This window comes from Rhizobium sp. 10N427 (genome assembly GCF_056394605.1).
Genome location: NZ_JBFTID010000003.1, coordinates 279,686 through 297,234, shown reverse-complemented (window position 1 = coordinate 297,234; position 17,549 = coordinate 279,686). Strand labels below are relative to the sequence as shown.

At 61.4% G+C, this 17,549-nt stretch carries 20 protein-coding genes; 7 read left to right on the top strand and 13 right to left on the bottom strand.

Annotation, left to right across the window (positions count from 1 at the left end; all coding sequences use genetic code 11):
- Positions 1–90: 90 nt before the first annotated feature.
- Positions 91–525 (top strand): hypothetical protein, encoded by a 435-nt coding sequence (locus AC1DIJ_RS08890; protein ID WP_112385805.1) that lies wholly within the window; start codon positions 91–93, stop codon positions 523–525.
- 3 nt (positions 526–528) lie between these two features.
- On the opposite strand, the gene AC1DIJ_RS08885 is transcribed toward AC1DIJ_RS08890, so the two are convergent.
- Together AC1DIJ_RS08885 and AC1DIJ_RS08880 are read right to left on the bottom strand one after the other, a co-directional pair.
- Positions 529–1,170 carry a LysE family translocator gene (locus AC1DIJ_RS08885; protein WP_112385806.1) on the bottom strand — a complete coding sequence of 214 codons (642 nt, stop codon included), beginning with the start codon at positions 1,168–1,170 and terminating at the stop codon, positions 529–531.
- 119 nt (positions 1,171–1,289) lie between these two features.
- Positions 1,290–2,513 (bottom strand): argininosuccinate synthase, encoded by a 1,224-nt coding sequence (locus AC1DIJ_RS08880; protein ID WP_112385807.1) that lies wholly within the window; start codon positions 2,511–2,513, stop codon positions 1,290–1,292.
- Between the two features lie 190 nt (positions 2,514–2,703).
- Between AC1DIJ_RS08880 and AC1DIJ_RS08875 the strand changes: the two genes are divergently transcribed.
- Together AC1DIJ_RS08875 and AC1DIJ_RS08870 are read left to right on the top strand one after the other, a co-directional pair.
- Complete coding sequence (locus AC1DIJ_RS08875; RefSeq protein WP_112385808.1) at positions 2,704–3,555, top strand: SDR family NAD(P)-dependent oxidoreductase; 852 nt, start codon at positions 2,704–2,706, stop codon at positions 3,553–3,555.
- 98 nt (positions 3,556–3,653) lie between these two features.
- On the top strand, positions 3,654–4,295 hold the full coding sequence (locus tag AC1DIJ_RS08870; RefSeq protein WP_112385809.1) for a LysE family translocator: 642 nt from the start codon (positions 3,654–3,656) through the stop codon (positions 4,293–4,295).
- Between the two features lie 2 nt (positions 4,296–4,297).
- Here the strand turns inward: AC1DIJ_RS08870 and AC1DIJ_RS08865 are convergent, their stop codons facing one another.
- From AC1DIJ_RS08865 to AC1DIJ_RS08835, 7 genes are all read right to left on the bottom strand, one after another.
- Positions 4,298–5,551, bottom strand: coding sequence for a DUF6596 domain-containing protein (locus AC1DIJ_RS08865; protein ID WP_112385810.1), 1,254 nt, complete (start codon positions 5,549–5,551; stop codon positions 4,298–4,300).
- A complete protein-coding gene (locus AC1DIJ_RS08860; protein WP_112385811.1) occupies positions 5,551–5,904 on the bottom strand; it encodes a YciI family protein in 354 nt (117 codons plus the stop codon). Before AC1DIJ_RS08860 ends, AC1DIJ_RS08865 begins: the two co-directional genes overlap by 1 nt.
- Positions 5,905–5,997: 93 nt before the next feature.
- A complete protein-coding gene (locus tag AC1DIJ_RS08855) occupies positions 5,998–6,792 on the bottom strand; it encodes an ABC transporter ATP-binding protein (protein WP_112385812.1) in 795 nt (264 codons plus the stop codon).
- Positions 6,789–7,670 (bottom strand): ABC transporter permease, encoded by an 882-nt coding sequence (locus AC1DIJ_RS08850; RefSeq protein WP_112385813.1) that lies wholly within the window; start codon positions 7,668–7,670, stop codon positions 6,789–6,791. Before AC1DIJ_RS08850 ends, AC1DIJ_RS08855 begins: the two co-directional genes overlap by 4 nt.
- A gap of 116 nt (positions 7,671–7,786) precedes the next feature.
- Positions 7,787–8,740: an ABC transporter substrate-binding protein gene (locus tag AC1DIJ_RS08845; RefSeq protein ID WP_112385814.1), complete on the bottom strand. Its 954-nt coding sequence runs from the start codon at positions 8,738–8,740 to the stop codon at positions 7,787–7,789.
- An 89-nt stretch (positions 8,741–8,829) separates the two neighbouring features.
- A complete protein-coding gene (rlmN, locus tag AC1DIJ_RS08840; protein ID WP_112385815.1) occupies positions 8,830–10,059 on the bottom strand; it encodes a dual-specificity RNA methyltransferase RlmN in 1,230 nt (409 codons plus the stop codon).
- A gap of 228 nt (positions 10,060–10,287) precedes the next feature.
- The gene (locus AC1DIJ_RS08835; protein WP_112385816.1) at positions 10,288–10,806 is read right to left on the bottom strand and encodes an invasion associated locus B family protein; all 519 of its coding nucleotides are present in this window, start codon (positions 10,804–10,806) and stop codon (positions 10,288–10,290) included.
- Positions 10,807–11,143: 337 nt separating this feature from the next.
- Between AC1DIJ_RS08835 and AC1DIJ_RS08830 the strand changes: the two genes are divergently transcribed.
- Positions 11,144–11,704 (top strand): sigma-70 family RNA polymerase sigma factor, encoded by a 561-nt coding sequence (locus AC1DIJ_RS08830; protein WP_112385817.1) that lies wholly within the window; start codon positions 11,144–11,146, stop codon positions 11,702–11,704.
- Here AC1DIJ_RS08830 and AC1DIJ_RS08825 read toward each other — a convergent pair.
- Both AC1DIJ_RS08825 and AC1DIJ_RS08820 read right to left on the bottom strand, forming a co-directional pair.
- Complete coding sequence (locus tag AC1DIJ_RS08825; RefSeq protein WP_112385818.1) at positions 11,701–12,090, bottom strand: YkvA family protein; 390 nt, start codon at positions 12,088–12,090, stop codon at positions 11,701–11,703. The two genes, AC1DIJ_RS08830 and AC1DIJ_RS08825, sit on opposite strands and share 4 nt — an antisense overlap.
- Positions 12,091–12,140: 50 nt before the next feature.
- Positions 12,141–12,449 (bottom strand): 4a-hydroxytetrahydrobiopterin dehydratase, encoded by a 309-nt coding sequence (locus AC1DIJ_RS08820; protein WP_112385819.1) that lies wholly within the window; start codon positions 12,447–12,449, stop codon positions 12,141–12,143.
- A 36-nt stretch (positions 12,450–12,485) separates the two neighbouring features.
- Between AC1DIJ_RS08820 and AC1DIJ_RS08815 the strand changes: the two genes are divergently transcribed.
- Positions 12,486–12,986: a low molecular weight protein-tyrosine-phosphatase gene (locus AC1DIJ_RS08815; protein ID WP_112385820.1), complete on the top strand. Its 501-nt coding sequence runs from the start codon at positions 12,486–12,488 to the stop codon at positions 12,984–12,986.
- On the opposite strand, the gene thpR is transcribed toward AC1DIJ_RS08815, so the two are convergent.
- Positions 12,893–13,486 carry an RNA 2',3'-cyclic phosphodiesterase gene (gene thpR, locus AC1DIJ_RS08810; RefSeq protein ID WP_112385821.1) on the bottom strand — a complete coding sequence of 198 codons (594 nt, stop codon included), beginning with the start codon at positions 13,484–13,486 and terminating at the stop codon, positions 12,893–12,895. The two genes, AC1DIJ_RS08815 and thpR, sit on opposite strands and share 94 nt — an antisense overlap.
- Before the next feature lie 68 nt (positions 13,487–13,554).
- Complete coding sequence (locus tag AC1DIJ_RS08805; RefSeq protein ID WP_112385822.1) at positions 13,555–14,199, bottom strand: arylesterase; 645 nt, start codon at positions 14,197–14,199, stop codon at positions 13,555–13,557.
- Positions 14,200–14,252: 53 nt separating this feature from the next.
- Between AC1DIJ_RS08805 and AC1DIJ_RS08800 the strand changes: the two genes are divergently transcribed.
- Positions 14,253–14,960 (top strand): ABC transporter ATP-binding protein, encoded by a 708-nt coding sequence (locus tag AC1DIJ_RS08800; RefSeq protein WP_112385823.1) that lies wholly within the window; start codon positions 14,253–14,255, stop codon positions 14,958–14,960.
- Positions 14,957–17,500, top strand: coding sequence for an ABC transporter permease (locus AC1DIJ_RS08795; protein WP_112385824.1), 2,544 nt, complete (start codon positions 14,957–14,959; stop codon positions 17,498–17,500). Before AC1DIJ_RS08800 ends, AC1DIJ_RS08795 begins: the two co-directional genes overlap by 4 nt.
- The last annotated feature ends 49 nt before the right edge of the window (positions 17,501–17,549 follow it).

Sequence of the window (17,549 nt, the reverse complement as noted above, 5' to 3'; positions counted from 1 at the left end):
TAGACGAAAATTAACTATTTGTTAACGATTGACGCCCGGCGGTCCTGGACGCTAGTTTTCGCTTACTCTTTTCGTAAGGGGACATGCGCCATGGAAATTTTCTCTGTGCGGTCTTCTCAAAGTTTGCTTTTTAAAAACAGTCACAATAACGCAAAATCTTCGAAGACCTCCGATATTGAAATTGATACTGGACCGGCAGTCCAACCCGGCTTCAGAGTAGACGACGTAACAGCCTCCGGCGGCCCGGATTTCACCGCAGTCAGTCCGGGCGAATTGCGAAGCTATGCCCGGCAGAGCTTCGATTCCGGAGAGCTCGACCAGGACACGTTTGCGGCGATCTCAGAGCCGTTGCCGATGCATGCGATCGATGCGCAGGGCAATCTGCTGGACCTGCGCGGCGTTACCGACGGCACAGCGTTCAATTTCCGTGATTACTACGAAAACCAGCTGCAGATCGCCAAGTCCCTCGGCGACACCGATGGCGAGAAGACACTGAAATCGATCGTCGATTTCATCAGCACCTGACGATTAGGCCTTGCGCCAGCCGAGCAGCCCGGGCGTCGCATGCCATAGGGCCTGAACGGCAAAGCCCATGAACAGCACGCCGGAGCAGCGCACGATCAGCCGCTCGTTGGCGCGATAGAAGCGGCGCACGGCGCCCGCACCGACGATGGTGACGAGTATGATATCGGCAGTCACAAAGCCGACGAAAGAGACGCTGAGCATCAGGGGCAAAGCTGCGAAATCCAGCGCATTTGCCGAACCGGCGACAAGCGCCGTGAATGTTGCAAGCGCCACCGGATATCCCTTGGGATTGGTAACGCCGAAGATCAGGCCGCGGCGGAAAGGGCGTTCGACGACGACGAGCGCCTGACCATCGGCCTTCGGTTTGGCGCTCACGGCGTTCCAGCCGATCCAGGCAAGGTAGAAGCCGCAAAGCAGGCCGAGCAGGTCGAACACGAAGGTGCCGATGATCTTCGCACCAACGATCGCGATCAAGGCCAGCGCGGACCAGATGATGTCGCCGACCAGGTGCCCCATCAGGAAAAACGCTCCCGCCTTGCGGCCCTGCCCGGCGCCGATGCCAAGCAGCTGCAGGAAAGCGGGACCGGGGATGAGCACATAAAAAAGGGCTGCCAGAAAGGCGCCCAGAAGTAGAGACTGCGTCATGAAATGCTCCGCGAGTGATCTGCGCAGACTATGCCAAAGCACAATGCCGTCAAGGTGCTGGAGCGCAAACGAAAAAGGCCCGCGCGGGGCGGGCCTTTCGAAAAGCAATCGAGCGATGATCAGCCCTTCAGATTGCGCTTGCCGAGCGTGCGCAGGCGCAGCGCGTTGAGCTTGATGAAGCCGGCCGCATCCTTCTGGTCGTAGGCGCCCTGGTCGTCCTCGAAGGTGACCAGCTTGTCCGAGTAGAGCGACTTGGGGCTCTCGCGGCCGGTGACCATGACATTGCCCTTGTAGAGCTTCAGCGTCACTTCGCCTTCGACATGCTCCTGGCTCTTGTCGATGAGCGCCTGCAGCATCTCGCGCTCCGGCGAGAACCAGAAGCCGTAATAGATGAGCTCGGCATATTTCGGCATCAGCTCATCCTTCAGGTGAGCTGCACCGCGGTCGAGCGTGATCGACTCGATGGCGCGGTGCGCCGCGAGCAGGATCGTGCCGCCGGGCGTTTCGTAGACGCCGCGCGACTTCATACCGACATAGCGGTTCTCGACGAGGTCGAGACGGCCGATGCCGTTGTCACGGCCGTAATTGTTGAGCGCTGCGAGCAGCGTTGCCGGGCTCATGCGGACGCCGTTGATCGAGACGGCATCGCCCTTTTCGAAGCCGACCTTGATGACGGTGGCCTTGTCGGGAGCAGCTTCCGGCGAGATCGTGCGCATATGCACATATTCAGGGGCTTCCTGAGCCGGATCTTCCAGAACCTTGCCCTCGGACGAGGAGTGCAGAAGATTGGCATCGACGGAGAACGGCGCCTCGCCCTTCTTGTCCTTGGCAACCGGGATCTGATGCTGTTCGGCAAAGGCCAGCAGATCGGTACGGCTCTTGAAGTCCCAGTCGCGCCACGGCGCGATGATCTTGATATCCGGGTTCAGCGCATAGGCGGAAAGCTCGAAGCGAACCTGGTCGTTGCCCTTGCCGGTCGCGCCATGCGCGATCGCATCGGCGCCGGTCTTGCGGGCGATATCGATCAGATGCTTGGAGATCAGCGGGCGGGCAATCGAGGTGCCGAGCAGATAGACGCCTTCATAGACTGCATTGGCACGGAACATCGGGAAGACGAAGTCGCGCACGAATTCTTCGCGCACATCCTCGATATAGATTTCCTTGATGCCGAGCATCTCCGCCTTCTTGCGCGCCGGCTCGAGCTCTTCGCCCTGGCCAAGGTCGGCCGTGAAGGTCACGACTTCGGCGCCGAGCTCGGTCTGCAGCCACTTCAGGATGATCGAGGTGTCGAGGCCGCCCGAATAGGCAAGCACGACTTTCTTCACGTCTTTTTTAGGTGCCATGATGATGAGGTCCGTTGCAAAGGGGCAGCGGCAAACCGCAAAGCCCGGTGTCGCGGGCACTTTTAGCGAGATTGTCACACGACGCAAGGCCAGGAAGCGCCGCTTTTCGGTCGCGGATAGTGTTTGACAGCGTCAAATGCCAACCCATATCTGGCTTCGTCCGCACAACGCTTCGAGGAGAGCCGGTCCCGTGACGAATATTCAAGAGATTTTCAAACCATCCAACGTTGCCGTCATTACCGGCGGAGCCTCCGGTATCGGCCTTGCGGCGGCAAAACATTTTGCCAAGGCGGGCATGAGCGTCGTCATCGCCGATCTCGGCCAGGAGAAGCTCGCCAAGGCGCGTGCCGAGCTCGAGGCGATCGTTGGCGCAGAACACGTTCTTGCAGCCGAAACCGATGTCTCCGACAAGGCGGCGCTCGAGGCATTGGAGCGGACGGTCATCCAGCGCTTCGGCCGTGTTCACGTGCTGATGAACAATGCCGGCATCGGGCCGGAAACCTCGATCTTCAGCCCGCAGGCCGATTGGGACAACATTCTCGGCGTCAATCTACTGGGCGTCATCAACGGTACCCGCGCTTTCGGCGCCGCGATGGTCAAGCATGGCGAGCCCGGACTGATCATCAACACCGGTTCCAAGCAGGGTATCACCACCCCGCCGGGCAACCCCGCCTACAACGTTTCGAAAGCCGGCGTGAAGGTCTTCACGGAGGCGCTAGAACACGAGCTGCGCAACACCGAAGGCTCGAAGATTTCCGCTCATCTGCTGATCCCCGGCTTCGTCTTCACCGGACTGACCAAAGGCGACCGCGCCGAAAAGCCGGCTGCGGCCTGGACGCCGGAGCAGACGGTCGATTTCATGATCGAGAGCCTTGCCAAGGGCGACTTCTACATCCTCTGCCCCGACAACGACGTCGCGCGTCCTGTCGATGAACGCCGCATGGCCTGGGCCGCCGGCGACATCATCGAAAACCGCCCGCCGCTATCGCGCTGGCACAAGGACTACGCCGACAAGTTCAAGGCGTTTCTGGAAGCGAAGTAACGACCGGAAACGATCGGCCACATCAGAAGGTTTGATTGGTAATTTTCCGAAAGCCGGATATGAGAAATAACATCTCCTTCCGGCTTTCAGAGTGCACCATGGACTTTCTTCCGACCCTGCCAACGCTCCTCGCCTTTGCCGCTGCAAGCCTGCTGCTCGCAGCAACGCCGGGGCCGGACATGACGCTCTCGATCAGCCGCGCCCTATCGCAGGGCAAGAAGCCGGCGCTCTATGTCGTGCTCGGCACAAGTCTCGGCATCGTCGTCCACACCATGCTTGTGGCCTTCGGCATCTCGGCGCTGATCACAGCCTCGCCGACCGCATTCCTGATCCTCAAGACCGGCGGCGCCGCCTATCTGCTGTGGCTCGCAGTACAGGCGATCCGTTTCGGCTCGAAGCTCTCGGTCGAAAAGGTCGATGAGGTCAAGGGCACGCCGCTCTCCAACATCTCCAGTGGCTTCTGGGTCAATCTTCTGAACCCGAAGGTCATCATCTTCTTCATGACCTTCCTGCCGCAGTTCGTCACTGCCGGTGATCCCGCCGTCACGCACAAGCTGCTCTTCCTCGGCTTCTTCTTCATTCTGATCGGCATGCCGGTGAATGCAGCCGTGGTCTTCGCCTCAGACTGGCTCGCCGGTTGGCTGCAGAAAAACAGAAAGGTGCTGCGCGGCATGGATTACACTTTCGCAGGCGTCTTCTCGATCTTCGCGGCGAAGATTTTCTTCACGCAGGCCCGTTAAGCTTAGCTGTCCCGCAGCGCCTCGAGCCGCTGCGCCAGAAACAGCTTCTCAGCCTCGGACATCGAGAGCTCGATCGCTCTGCCATAGGCGAGCTTTGCCTGATCAACCTGACCGTCGCGCACCAGAAGATCGGCCTGAACCGCGTAAAACGGCTGATACTGCGTAAGCGCCATGGCGATCGGCTTGAGCCGGGCAAGCGCTGCGGCCGCACCCTCGACATAGGACAGCGCGACGATCCGGTTCAGTTCATAGACCGGGTTGTCGGCAGTGCGGGCAAGCTCGCCGTAGAGCAGCGCAATCTGTTGCCAATCCGTCTCGGCAAAATCTCGCGCCTCCGCATGCACGGCAATGATCGCCGCCTGCAGCTGATACGCACCTGGGCAGCCACGCTTCAGCGCGCGTTCAATCAGCGCCACGCCCTCGGCTATCACCGTGCGATCCCAGAGGCTGCGGTCTTGCATTTCGAGAGTGAGGATCGCGCCGCCCTCGCCGATCCGCGCGGCCCTGCGGGCATGATGCAGAAGCATCAGCGATAGCAGCCCCTCGATCTCCGGCTCATCAGGGCGCAACGCCATCAGCAGCCGCCCGAGCCGGATCGCCTCCTCACAGAGATCGACGCGGATATGGCTGCCGCTGCCGGAAGCATATCCTTCATTGAAGATCAGATAGACGACGGCAAGCACGCTTTCGAGCCGTGCCGTCCACCCCTCCGGCCCCGGCACCTCATAGGTGATGCCTGCCTTGGCAATCTTGTCGCGGGCGCGCACAAGCCGCTGCGCCATCGCATCGTGCCGGTCGAGAAAGGCGTCGGCGATCTCTTCGGTTCTCAGCCCGCAGACAGAGCGCAAGGTCAGCGCCACGCAGGTCTTCCGGTCGATCGCCGGATGACAACAGGCAAAGATCAGCTTCAGCCGCTCGTCGCCGATCGGATCAGGCTCGTCCGCGATTGGTGATGCGCGCTCCAGGTCGGCAAGATGGGTGATCTCCGCAGACTTCGCCTGGAAATTGGCCGAGCGCCGCAGCCGGTCTATCGCCTTGCGGCGGGCGACCTGCATCAACCAGGCGTGTGGAGAAGCCGGCAAGCCATTGCGGCCCCAATGGACCAGCGCCGATTCCAGTGCGTCCTGCAGGCTGTCCTCGGCGAGCTGGAAATCCCGCAGCGCGCCCACCAGGCTGGAAAGGAGACGGCCACCGTCCTGCCGGGCGATCCTGTCGATCTCGTCGGCAAACGGACCGGCGGCCGGAACCTCGCTCATCAGCGGTCGAAGACCATGATCGGCCGCACCTCGACGCAGCCCATAGCCGCATGAGGGATCATCGCTGCGTATTTGATGGCGTCATCGAGATTGTCGCAATCGAGGATGTAGAAGCCGCCAAGCTGCTCCTTGGTATCGGCGAAGGGACCATCCATGGTCTCGGTCCGGCCGTTGCGCACCCTGACAGTGGTCGCGGTGGTCACCGGCTGCAGCGCATCGCCGGCAACCCAAATCCCATCCTTCTTGTAGGTCTCGGTCGCGGTGGCATAGCCGCTCATCATCTTTCCGAATTCAGGGGAATCCGGGGGCGTGCGCGAGCTCGGGTCCATGTAGATCAGCGCTATATATTTCATCATCCGTCTCCTTAGCTCACCACCGCTCCATGCGATGGTGACGGATAACGAATGCGATGCAAGCGGATCGACATCGCCTCGAAAATATTTCGATCAGCCGATCAGCAGCGCGTCGTCATCAAGCGTCTGGCCGCGCATCTTGCGGAACATCGCGATCAGGTCCTCGACCTGCAGATCCTTGCGGTTGTCGCCACTGACATCCAGCACGATCTCGCCGCCATGCAGCATGATCGTCCGATGGCCGTAATCGAGCGCCTGGCGCATCGAATGGGTGACCATCAGCGTCGTCAGCTTGCGCTCCGAAACGATCTTGTCCGTCAGCCCCATGACGAACTCGGCCATCCCGGGGTCGAGCGCCGCGGTATGCTCGTCAAGCAGCAGCACTTCAGAACCAGCAAGCGTTGCCATAACCAGCGAGACCGCCTGCCGCTGACCGCCGGAGAGCAGATCCATACGGTCGGCCATGCGGTTTTCGAGACCAAGATTGAGCTCGCCGATGCGCTCGCGAAAATGCTCGCGGCGCTTTGGCCCAAGCGCCGACACCAGGCCGCGCCGCTCGCCGCGGCGGGCGGCCAGCGCCAGATTCTCTTCGATCGACAGGGCACCGCAGCTTCCGGTCAACGGATCCTGGAACACGCGGGCCACAAGACCGGCCCGCGCCGCTGTCTGCTTGCGCGTGACGTCGGTCGTGCCGATCGTTACCTTGCCTTCGCTTGCCAGCACATCGCCGGCGAGCACGCCGAGCAGGGTCGATTTACCGGCACCATTCGAGCCGATGACGGTGACGAAGGAGCCCTGCTCGATCGTCAGGCTGATGCCGTTCAACGCCTTCTTTTCAAGTGGCGTGCCCTTGCCGAAGACAACCTTGATATCCTGAACGCTGATCACGATGCAGCTCCTCCGCGGCGAAGACGGGGAAGGATCAGCGCGATCGTGACGAGGACCGCCGTGACGAAATTGAGGTCCGAAGCCTGCAGGCCGATGAAATCGGTCGACAGCGCAAGCTGGATGGCGATGCGATAGATGATCGAGCCGAGCACACAGCCGATCAACGCGATCAGCAGGCCGCGGCGCCCAAGCAGCGTCTCACCGACGATGACGGCCGCGAGACCGACGACGATCGTGCCCACGCCCGATGTGACATCGGCAAAGCCATTGGTCTGCGCAAACAGCGAGCCACCGAGCGCCACCAGCGCATTCGAGATCGCCATACCGAGATAGATCTGCCGGTTGGTATCGACGCCCTGGGCGCGGGCCATGCGGGCGTTGGCGCCGGTCGCGCGCATCGCAAGTCCCGCATCGCTCTCAAGGAAACGCCAGACGACGATGACCGCGATGACGACGAGAACGCCGACGAAAAGCGGGCGGACATAGAAATCGCGCAGGCCATGGCCGAAGAACGGGCTGATCATCGTATCGGCATTGATCAGCGCCACGTTCGGCTTGCCCATGACGCGCAGGTTCACAGAGAACAGCGCGATCATCGTCAGGATCGAGGCCAGCAGATTGAGGATCTTGAACCGCACGTTCAGCATCGCCGTGACGATGCCGGCAGCCGAACCCGCAATCATCGCCACCAGCGCGGCAAGCCATGGATTGACGCCCGCAATGATCAGAACCGCGGTGACGGCAGCTCCGAGCGGAAACGACCCGTCGACCGTCAGATCCGGAAAATCGAGAACGCGGAAGGCGAGATAGACGCCGAGCGCAACGAAGGCATAGACCAGCCCCAGTTCCACGGCTCCCCAAAATGCAATCTGGCTCAAGGCCTGCCGCCTTTCTGTTCTGCTGTGCCCGTGCTTTCGCGGGTCTTAAAATACCAAACCGCCCCCGTTTAGAAACAGGGGCGGCTAAACGCAATATCGAAAGCGACGGTTTCGGTTTACTCGACGACGCGGTTGGCGCGCTTCAGCACGCTTTCCGGCAGCGTCACTCCCATCTTTTCGGCAGCCTTCTTGTTGACGACGAGGTCGCTGCCGGCGGCAACCTTGACCGCGATGTCGCCCGGGTTTTCACCCTTGAGGATGCGCACGACGATGTCACCGGTCTGCTTGCCGACGTCATAGTAGTTGAAGCCGAGGGCGGCGATCGAGCCGCGCGAGACGGAATCGGTGTCGGCGGTGAAGAGCGGCAGCTTCGCTTCCTCGGCAACGGCAACCGCGCCTTCGAGAGCCGAGATGATCGTGTTGTCGGTCGGCACGTAGATGACGTCAGCACGGCCGACAAGCGCGCGGGCGGCGCCCTGAACTTCAGCCGACTTGGTGGCGGCGGATTCAACCACCTTGAGGCCGGCCTTCTCGGCTTCCGTCTTCAGCACGGCCAGCAGCGATACGGAGTTGGCTTCGCCCGAATTGTAGAGATAGCCGATCGACTTCACGTTCGGCAGGATTTCCTTGATCAGCGCGATATGCTCGGCAACCGGCGACATGTCGGACAGACCGGTAACGTTGCCGCCCGGCTTGTCCATGTCCTTCACCAGCTGTGCGCCGAGCGGATCGGAAACCGCGGTGAAGACGACAGGAATATCGCGCGTCGAGGAAACGACGGCCTGCGCCGACGGCGTGGAGATCGGTACGATGACGTTCGGATCTTCGCCGGCGAACTGGCGGGCGATCTGCGCTGCCGTTGCCGGGTTGCCCTGTGCTGATTCGAACAGGAACTTGAGGTTCTCGCCTTCCTTGTAGCCGGCAGCCGCCAGCGTGTCCTGCACGCCCTTGCGAACGGCATCGAGTGCCGGATGCTCGACGATCGCCGTCACGGCAACCGTGACGTCTTCAGCCTTTGCAGGCAGGGTAAGGGCAAGGGTCGCCGCAACGGCGAGCAAGATCGAACGCATAGAGTCCTCCATAGATTATCAGGCGCTTCTAGAAAAAGACGAAGGCCCGATCAATCGCAAAGAACTGTTAGAAGGATCAAACTTGCTGATCAGTCGTCCGCGCCGTGATTGGCAATCATCATCGCTTCGAATGCGAGACGCTCGGTCTTGCGCATGCGCTCGGACTCCGACTTCAGCTGCCCGCAGGCTGCAAGAATATCACGGCCGCGCGGCGTGCGGATCGGCGAGGCGTAGCCGGCCGAATTGATGAAATCGGCAAACTTCTCGATCTGCGCCCAATCCGAACACTGATAGTTGGTGCCCGGCCACGGGTTGAACGGGATCAGGTTGATCTTCGCCGGAACACCCTTCAGTAGCTGGATCAGCCCCTTCGCGTCTTCCAGACTGTCATTGACGTCCTTCAGCATCACATATTCGAAGGTGATGCGGCGGGCGTTGGAAAGACCCGGATACTTCCGGCAGGCGTCGATCAGTTCCTTCAGCGGATACTTCTTGTTGATCGGCACCAGGATGTCGCGCAGGTCGTCGCGAACGGCGTGCAGCGAGATCGCCAGCATGACGCCGATCTCGTCGCCGGTGCGGAAGATCTCAGGCACGACGCCGGATGTGGACAGCGTGACGCGGCGCTTCGAGAGCGACAGCCCATCGCCATCCGTCGCGATCAGCAGCGCCTGCTTGACGGCATCGAAATTGTAGAGCGGCTCGCCCATGCCCATCATCACGATATTGCTGACCTTGCGGCCCTCGGCCGGCATGATCGTGCCCTGCGGCGCTTCGCGATCCGGGAAGTCGCCCAGCCGGTCGCGGGCAAGCAGCAGCTGCGACAGGATTTCCTCGGCCGTCAGGTTGCGCACCAGGCGCTGCGTGCCGGTGTGACAGAAGGAACAGGTAAGCGTGCAGCCGACCTGGCTGGAAATGCAGAGCGTGCCGCGGCCTTCCTCGGGAATATAGACGGCCTCGATCTCGACGGGACGCCCGGCGCCGCGCGGCGGAAAGCGCAGCAGCCACTTGCGGGTGCCGTCGTTGGAAACCTGTTCCTCGACGATTTCAGGACGGGCGATGGTGAAATGCTGCTTCAGCGTCTCGCGCATGTCCTTGGAGATATTCGCCATATGATCGAAATCGGAGACGCCGCGCACATAGATCCAGTTCCAGAGCTGGCTGACGCGCATCTTGATCTGCTTTTCCGGCACGCCCTTTTCGCGCAGCGCATCGGCCATCTGCTCGCGCGACAAACCGATCAGCGAGGGCTTCTCGTCGCTAATCTGGGGGCGCGGCGCCTGCGGCTTGGTAACGGCCATAGCATCCATGACGGACATAGTTTCTCGATCCCGAAATCAAAACTGGACGCATCCCGGTAAGCCGGAAGACTTGGCGGGTGACATCGGCAGTTCGCAGAAAATTGAATGCGGAGCTACGGTCAAAGCCGCAATCGTTCCGCTGTTGCGCGGGGCTTTATCATCATTTTCCCCGCACGTCACTATAGATGGAAACGGCAAAGGCCGGCGCAAGGCCGGCCTTCGAATTCTTCGATCGAGCGCAAGAGCTTACTTGCAGCTTTCGATCTGCTTCAGCGCCGCCGAAATGCCGGACAGGGAATAGGCGTAGGACGTACCGGTGCCCTTGCGCGAGACGGCTGTGACCGTCATCGAATGACCGCCCTTCATCGCCGCCACGAGAGCGGGCTCCTGAGCGGCATTCTCGACCCAGCCTGCCTTGTCCTTGGTGAACATGACGAAGGTCTTGTTGTCGATGACGACGTTGATCTTGGAGTTTTCCTTGACCGTGTAGCCCATCATCGCCTGCGGCTCGTAGGAAATGTTCTGGCCCGGGCGCTGCGATACGATGAAGAAGTTGTCACCGTGATCGACGCTTGCCGGCTGCTTCGTCGTCGGAACGGACAGTACGTAGCAGACGGTGCTGTTGCCCTGCTTGTAGGAATAGGCGCCCCAAGCCTGGAACTGCTGGATGCGGGTCGGCGCCGAGGCTCCGCCCTGCTGCGCTCCTGCGACTCCGGCCGTGATGAGAACGAGAGCGAGAGCGGGTGCGATACTTTTTACAAACATTGATTTCCTGCCGGTTCTTGCGATTCAGCGCCCGATCAGAGCGGGCAGCGCTTTCGTCACGATCTGCTTTATTTTGACTTAATTCAGGTTACCAAAGCGTCAACGGAGACCGTGATTTGTCTCCACCTGTGTCATTTAGGCCTGTGTGTCAACGTTCGGCTTGGTGCGGCTGCCTGCGGTGATGTTATGCCTCGATGACATCGCGTCATCCCTTCGAGAGCAATTTAAGACATAAAGATTCAGGCAAGAGTTTGACCTTTCGAAAATCCGTTGTACCTCATTAAGGTATTGGAAATTCGTCCAAGAATTGCCTGAGCCAGGGGGAACGTGACCGGACATGGATGCTGAGGAAAAACAGCGTTTCGCTGCCCTCGCAAAAGCTGTCGCCGATCAGCGGGACCAGCAGGCTTTCTCCGTCCTGTTCGATTATTTCGCGCCGAGGCTGAAATCCTGGCTGCTTCGCCAACGCATGCCCGCAACCGAGGCAGAAGAGTTGGTCCAGGAAGTGATGATCGTGCTCTGGCACAAGGCCGGTCTCTACGATCCGGCGCGCTCTTCGCTATCCACCTGGCTGTTCCGCATCGCCCGCAACCGCCGCATCGACCTGCAGCGGCGCGCCAGGGCTCGCGTCCTTGATGAAGACGACCCGACACTGCAACCGGCTGCCGAAATCGGTGCCGACGAGGCGGTCGCCAATGATGACCGCGATGCCCACGTGCGCGCCGCGGTCAGCCAGCTGCCGGAAGAGCAGCGTGAGATGCTGCGCGCCGCCTTCTTCCTTGGGCAATCGCATTCGGAAATTGCCGAAGCCACGGGAGTGCCGCTCGGAACGGTGAAATCGAGGATCAGGCTCGCCTTCGGCAAGCTCAAGAAGGTTCTGGACGCGGAAACCGCCTAGACGGTCTTCATGCCCTCGGGCTGATCGGCAAGGGCGCGATCGGCAGCCTCATAGTGCTTGGGCTTCATATGGCCGCTGACAAGCGCAAAGGCGGCCGACAGCACGGCAATGTCGTCGGAGAAGCCGACAACCGCGAAAATATCCGGGATCATGTCGAACGGCAGAACGAAATAGGCGAGTGCTGCCAACAGGATGCCGCGGACGCGCGCAGGCGTCGCCGGGTCGGTGGCGCAATAGAAAGCAGCAACGACATCGCGCGAGAACGGGATCTGCCGGACGGCGCGCTTGAAGGTCGGCCAGAATTTCTTGCGCACGGCCTTTTCCCGGCGGCTCTGGGTCTCTTCATCGCCGGGCAGCAGGATCTCACCGTATTTGACGTCGTCCATTCCGATCTCCTCAAAATGCATGGCCTGATATGGTGACTGCCGGACGCGATTCAATTGTTTGTGTTCAGACCGGCCGCCTTGTCCATTGCCTTGGCCAGTTTGAAATCAAGCTCGGTCAGCCCGCCGGCATCATGCGTGTTAAGCGTCACGTCGACCCGCGAATAGACATTGAACCATTCCGGATGGTGATTGAGCTTCTCGGCCGAAAGCGACGACTGCGCCATGAAGCCGAATGCTTCGACGAAGCTGCCGAACTTGAAGGTTTTGGAGATCGACTTGCCGTCCTCGGCAAGCGCCCATCCTGCGACTGCTGCCAGATGCTCGTCGATTGCGCGGCGTTCCAGTTTTTCCATCTTCATGTCATTGTCCTCCGATCACCCTTCATAGGTCTCTTCATGAAACGCGTCAGCATCCTGTTTGTTTGCATGGGCAATATCTGCCGGTCGCCCCTGGCGGAAGGAATCTTCCGCCATGCCGCGGCGGAGGCCGGTCTCTCGGACGCGTTTGCCATCGATTCGGCCGGAACGGGCGGCTGGCACGAAGGCGACCCGCCAGACCGGCGATCGGCCGCAACAGCCAGACAGCACGGGATCGACATATCCGCACAGAGGGCACGCCGCATCCGCAGCGAAGACGTCGCGGCATTCGATCTGGTTATCGCGATGGACCGGAACAACGTGGCCGAGCTTCGACGCGCATCACCGAACGCCCGCAACATCCACCTTTTCGGCGACATCGCCCTCGGCACCGGCGAGGATATTCCGGACCCCTATTACGGTGGTCCGGAAGGCTTCGAGAATGTCTATGCCAGGCTCTTGGCCGGCTGCATGAAGTTGCTCGGCGAACTCGGCGCCGACAGCGCTTCATGGAGCGCGAAGACCTCTTCCGTCAGATAAGGCCCGCCGCCGACCGAATCCCGCGAAGAGAGCAGGACGAAGCGCGGCACGGTGAAGGTCGAAGTCTGGAAATTGCCGCGGCCCGACAGGTAGTGAACCACGTCATCGACGCGTGACGACTTCAGGCGGGCAAGCGTCACATGCGGCGTAAACTTGCGGGGATCGGGCGGAAGGCCGATCCTCTGGCAGATGCGCTCGATCTCGCCCTGAAGAGCATACATCTCGGGCGAAGGCGATACACCCGCCCAAACCGAGTGCGGCTTCTTGGAACCGAAAGCGCCGATACCATCGAGCCTGATCTGGAATTCCGGGCGGTCGATCCTGTCCAGCCGCTCGACGATCTCGTCAGCGGTGCGGCCATCGACATCGCCGATAAAGCGCAAAGTGACGTGGTAATTCTCCACATCGATCCATCGGGCACCGGGAAGACCACCGCGCAGCAATGAAAGGCTCATCGCCGCATTGCGCGGAATTTCGAGGGCGGTAAAAAGTCTCGGCATAACGAGCACTCCCCGAATCTTTTGCAGGTGCTAACACGGAATCACGCAATGGTGAGCCGCGCAAGCCCCTATTTCTTCACAGTAGAAATCGTCCCGATGAAATTTGTGACAGCCGGCTCCATCTTCTGAACCATGACATCCACTCCCTTGGAATTAGGGTGCATACCGTCCTCCAGCTTAAGGCTGGGGTCCAGTACAACACCATCGAGGAAAAAGGCGTAGAGCGGAACCTGATGTTTTTGCGCCAGTTTCTCGAAGATGGGATTGAACCGAGCAGCATAGTCCGCCCCCATGTTCGGCGGCGCGATCATGCCGGCAAGCAGGACCGGAATACCTCTGTTCTTTAGCCGGGCAATGATTTCATCAAGGTTTCGCTCGGTTTCCTCGGGCGCGATCCCCCGAAGCGCATCATTGGCGCCGAGCTCGAGGATGACGCCGCTCGTTCCGTCGGGAACCGACCAGTCGACCCGCGCAAGCCCTCCGGTCGAGGTGTCGCCGGAAACGCCGGCATTGGTGATCGCGACATCGACGCCTTTCGCTTTGAGTGCGGCCTGCAGCTTCTCGGGAAAGCCGTCTCCCGGCGGCAGCTGGAACCCGGCCATGAGGCTATCACCGAAGCCGACGAGGTTGATTGTCGCGGCATTTGCCAGTGTAGCGGCAAGCAGAGAGCCCGCAATGACAGCGATGTGAAGCAGGCCAACTTTAAATCTCATTCCGCGTTCCCTAAATTGTCGAAGTCTTTGGGATTTATATAGGGCTATTTTCTTTGGCAAAAACCATCATCGAGCTGAAGCACGCGGATTTGACATTGGGCAATGCCGCGGCGTCGGTCCACGTGCTGAAAGGCATCGACCTGACGATCGAGGCCGGCGAATCCGTCGGCATCGTCGGGCCATCCGGATCCGGCAAGTCGACGCTGCTGATGGTGCTTGCCGGTCTGGAAAGGCTCGATAGCGGCGAAATCCACATTCAGGACACGCCGCTCCATGCGATGAGCGAGGATCAGCTTGCCGATTTCCGCGGCCGGAACATCGGCATCGTTTTCCAGTCCTTCCACCTGATCGCCAACATGACGGCGCTCGAGAATGTCGCAGTGCCCCTCGAGCTTGCCAACGTGCGCAACCCGTTCGAGATCGCCCAGCGCGAATTGCGCTCCGTTGGTCTCGGCGAGCGGCTGAACCACTATCCGGGCCAGCTCTCCGGCGGCGAACAGCAGCGCGTGGCGATCGCCCGGGCGCTGGCGCCGTCTCCAGCCCTCCTGATCGCCGACGAACCGACCGGCAACCTCGATACCGAGACCGGCCGCCAGATCGCTGATCTGCTGTTCGCCAAGCAGGCCGAGCGCGGCATGACCCTGCTGCTCGTGACCCATGACAATGCGCTCGCCAGCCGCTGCTCGCGGCAGATCCGGGTGCGCTCCGGCAAGATCGAAAGCGACAGCCCAGCGCGCCAGTCTGCGGCAGTCCTCGCATGACCCTGATCACGCCGCGCGCGTCACTCGCCTTCCGCCTCGCCCTTCGCGAGCTGCGCGGCGGCCTCAGGGGCTTCTACATCTTCCTCGCCTGTATCGCGCTTGGCACCGGCGCGATCGCCGCCGTCAATTCCGTCTCGACCTCGATTACCGACACGATCGCGTCGCAAGGGCAGGAACTTCTTGCCGGCGACGTCCGCTTCGAGCTCAACAATCGCGAGGCATCGCCAGATGAGATGAATTTCCTGCGCGGCTTCGGCAAGGTCTCGATCTCGACGGGGCTGCGTTCGATGGCGAGAAAACCTGACGGTTCCGACCAGGCGCTGGTCGAGGTCAAGGCCGTCGATGACGCCTACCCGCTCTATGGCACGTTCCAGTCGGAGCCCGATTATCCGCTAGCGGCCCTGCTCTCCGACCAGAGCGGCACCTATGGCGCGGTCGCGGCTCCACTTCTGCTTCAGCGCCTTGGCCTTGCCGTCGGCGACGAAATCCTGCTCGGCAACGCAACGCTCAGCATCACCGGAACCGTCAAGACGGAGCCGGACGCGCTCTCCGAGGGCTTCGGCTTCGCGCCACGGCTGATCGTCAGCCGTGCCGCGCTGCAGGCCTCGGGACTGATCCAGACCGGCAGCCTCGTCGAGCACGCCTACAAGATCAAGCTGGATGATCCCGGCGAAATTGGCGCGGTGCGCGACCGCGCTGCCAAGGAATTTCCCTCTGCCGGCTGGTCGATTCGCACCAGCGACCGCGCTGCGCCATCGCTGACGGAGAATATCACCCGTTTCTCGCAGTTCCTGACGCTGGTCGGCCTCACCGCGCTGATCGTCGGCGGCGTCGGCGTTGCCAACGCGGTCCGGGCCTTTCTCGACTCCAAGCGGACGACGATCGCCACCTTCAAATGCCTGGGCGCGCCCGCTTCGGTCGTGGTACTCGTGTATCTGTTCCAGATCGCCATCATCGCCTTCGCAGGCATCCTGATCGGTCTGGTGCTCGGCGCCATCTCGCCTGTGATCGCCGCCCAATTCCTGGCGCAGTTCCTGCCGGTCTCGACGGCACCGGCGCTCTATCCGGGCGCGCTGCTGCTGGCCGCTGTCTTCGGCATCCTGACGACGCTGGCCTTTGCCATCCTGCCGCTGGGGCATGCCCGCGAAGTTCCCGCAACGGCTCTGTTCCGCGAACAGGGCTTCGAAGCCCGTGCCCTTCCCTCCTGGCCCTATATCCTGCTGGCCGGCGTCTTCATGGCAGCACTTGCGGGGCTGGCGATCGTCACCGCCTACGACCGCTTCATCGCCGTCGTCTTTGTCGGCGCCATCGTCTTCGCCTTCGTGATTCTGCGCGCCGTGGCCGCCCTGATCGCCTGGCTGGCAAAACGCAGCCCGCGCGTCAGTTCGCCGGCGCTGCGTCTGGCAATCGGCAATATCCACCGCCCCGGCGCCTTGACGCCCTCTGTCGTGCTCTCGCTGGGCCTTGGGCTGGCGCTCCTGGTAACGCTGACGCTGATCGACGGCAATCTGCGCCAGCAGCTGACTGGCCGCATGGCAGGCGGCGCGCCGAATTTCTTCTTCGTCGACATCCAGAGTGCCCAGGTGGAGAGCTTCCGCAACCTGATCAAGCAGCAGGCGCCTGATGGCAAGCTGGTGGAAGTGCCGATGCTGCGGGGCCGCATCCTGGCCTTCAACGGCGAAGACGTCACCAAGCGCAAGGTGCCGCCGGCAGGGCAATGGGTCCTGCGCGGCGACCGCGGCATCACCTATTCCGAAAACATCCCCGAGAATGCTGCACTCACAGAGGGCAGCTGGTGGCCAAAGGATTACAGCGGCGAGCCGCAGGTTTCCTTTTCCGCCGAAGAGGCAGGCGAACTCGGCCTCAAGATTGGCGATACCGTCACTGTCAACGTGCTAGGCAGGAACATCACCGCTCGGATCACCAACCTGCGCAAGGTCCAGTGGGAATCACTGTCGCTGAACTTCGTGATGGTCTTTTCGCCGAATACGTTCCGTGGCGCCCCGCATGCCTGGCTGGCAACGCTGACCGATCCCTCGGCAAGTGCGACCGAAGAGACAGCGATCCTGAAGACTGTCACCAACACCTATCCGACGGTGACAAGCGTCCGCGTCAAGGATGCGATCGATATCGTCAACCAGCTGGTCGGACAGCTTGCGACCGCGATCCGCGCGGCGGCTTCGGTCGCACTCATTGCCTCTATCCTGGTGCTGGCAGGCGCGCTCGCCGCCGGAAACCGGGCCCGGACGCACGATGCGGTGGTGTTGAAAACGCTGGGTGCTACGCGCGCCATGCTCATCCGCGCTTTCAGTTACGAGTATCTGATCCTCGGCGCGGCCACGGCCATCTTCGCGCTTCTGGCAGGCGGCGTGGCAGCATGGTTCATCGTCAGCCGTATCATGCGGCTACCCTCCGCCTTCCTCCCGGATGTCGCGGGTCTGACGATCGCCACCGCTCTGGTGCTGACCGTCGGGATCGGCCTGATCGGAACCTGGCGCATCCTCGGCCAGAAGGCGGCACCCGTTCTGCGCGAGCTCTAGGGCTGGCACTGGTAAAGCAGCGCCCGATAAAATAGCTTCACCTTACGGC

Bases quoted from the DNA above. Each gene is read 5' to 3' on its own strand.
- AC1DIJ_RS08885 (WP_112385806.1), bottom strand. From the start codon at position 1,170: ATGACGCAGTCTCTACTTCTGGGCGCCTTTCTGGCAGCCCTTTTTTAT.
- AC1DIJ_RS08890 (WP_112385805.1), top strand. From the start codon at position 91: ATGGAAATTTTCTCTGTGCGGTCTTCTCAAAGTTTGCTTTTTAAAAAC.
- thpR (WP_112385821.1), bottom strand. From the start codon at position 13,486: ATGCCGAGACTTTTTACCGCCCTCGAAATTCCGCGCAATGCGGCGATG.
- AC1DIJ_RS08820 (WP_112385819.1), bottom strand. From the start codon at position 12,449: ATGAAGATGGAAAAACTGGAACGCCGCGCAATCGACGAGCATCTGGCA.
- AC1DIJ_RS08870 (WP_112385809.1), top strand. From the start codon at position 3,654: ATGGACTTTCTTCCGACCCTGCCAACGCTCCTCGCCTTTGCCGCTGCA.
- AC1DIJ_RS08835 (WP_112385816.1), bottom strand. From the start codon at position 10,806: ATGTTTGTAAAAAGTATCGCACCCGCTCTCGCTCTCGTTCTCATCACG.
- rlmN (WP_112385815.1), bottom strand. From the start codon at position 10,059: ATGTCCGTCATGGATGCTATGGCCGTTACCAAGCCGCAGGCGCCGCGC.
- AC1DIJ_RS08860 (WP_112385811.1), bottom strand. From the start codon at position 5,904: ATGAAATATATAGCGCTGATCTACATGGACCCGAGCTCGCGCACGCCC.
- AC1DIJ_RS08795 (WP_112385824.1), top strand. From the start codon at position 14,957: ATGACCCTGATCACGCCGCGCGCGTCACTCGCCTTCCGCCTCGCCCTT.
- AC1DIJ_RS08815 (WP_112385820.1), top strand. From the start codon at position 12,486: ATGAAACGCGTCAGCATCCTGTTTGTTTGCATGGGCAATATCTGCCGG.
- AC1DIJ_RS08865 (WP_112385810.1), bottom strand. From the start codon at position 5,551: ATGAGCGAGGTTCCGGCCGCCGGTCCGTTTGCCGACGAGATCGACAGG.
- AC1DIJ_RS08825 (WP_112385818.1), bottom strand. From the start codon at position 12,090: ATGGACGACGTCAAATACGGTGAGATCCTGCTGCCCGGCGATGAAGAG.
- AC1DIJ_RS08830 (WP_112385817.1), top strand. From the start codon at position 11,144: ATGGATGCTGAGGAAAAACAGCGTTTCGCTGCCCTCGCAAAAGCTGTC.
- AC1DIJ_RS08845 (WP_112385814.1), bottom strand. From the start codon at position 8,740: ATGCGTTCGATCTTGCTCGCCGTTGCGGCGACCCTTGCCCTTACCCTG.
- AC1DIJ_RS08805 (WP_112385822.1), bottom strand. From the start codon at position 14,199: ATGAGATTTAAAGTTGGCCTGCTTCACATCGCTGTCATTGCGGGCTCT.
- AC1DIJ_RS08880 (WP_112385807.1), bottom strand. From the start codon at position 2,513: ATGGCACCTAAAAAAGACGTGAAGAAAGTCGTGCTTGCCTATTCGGGC.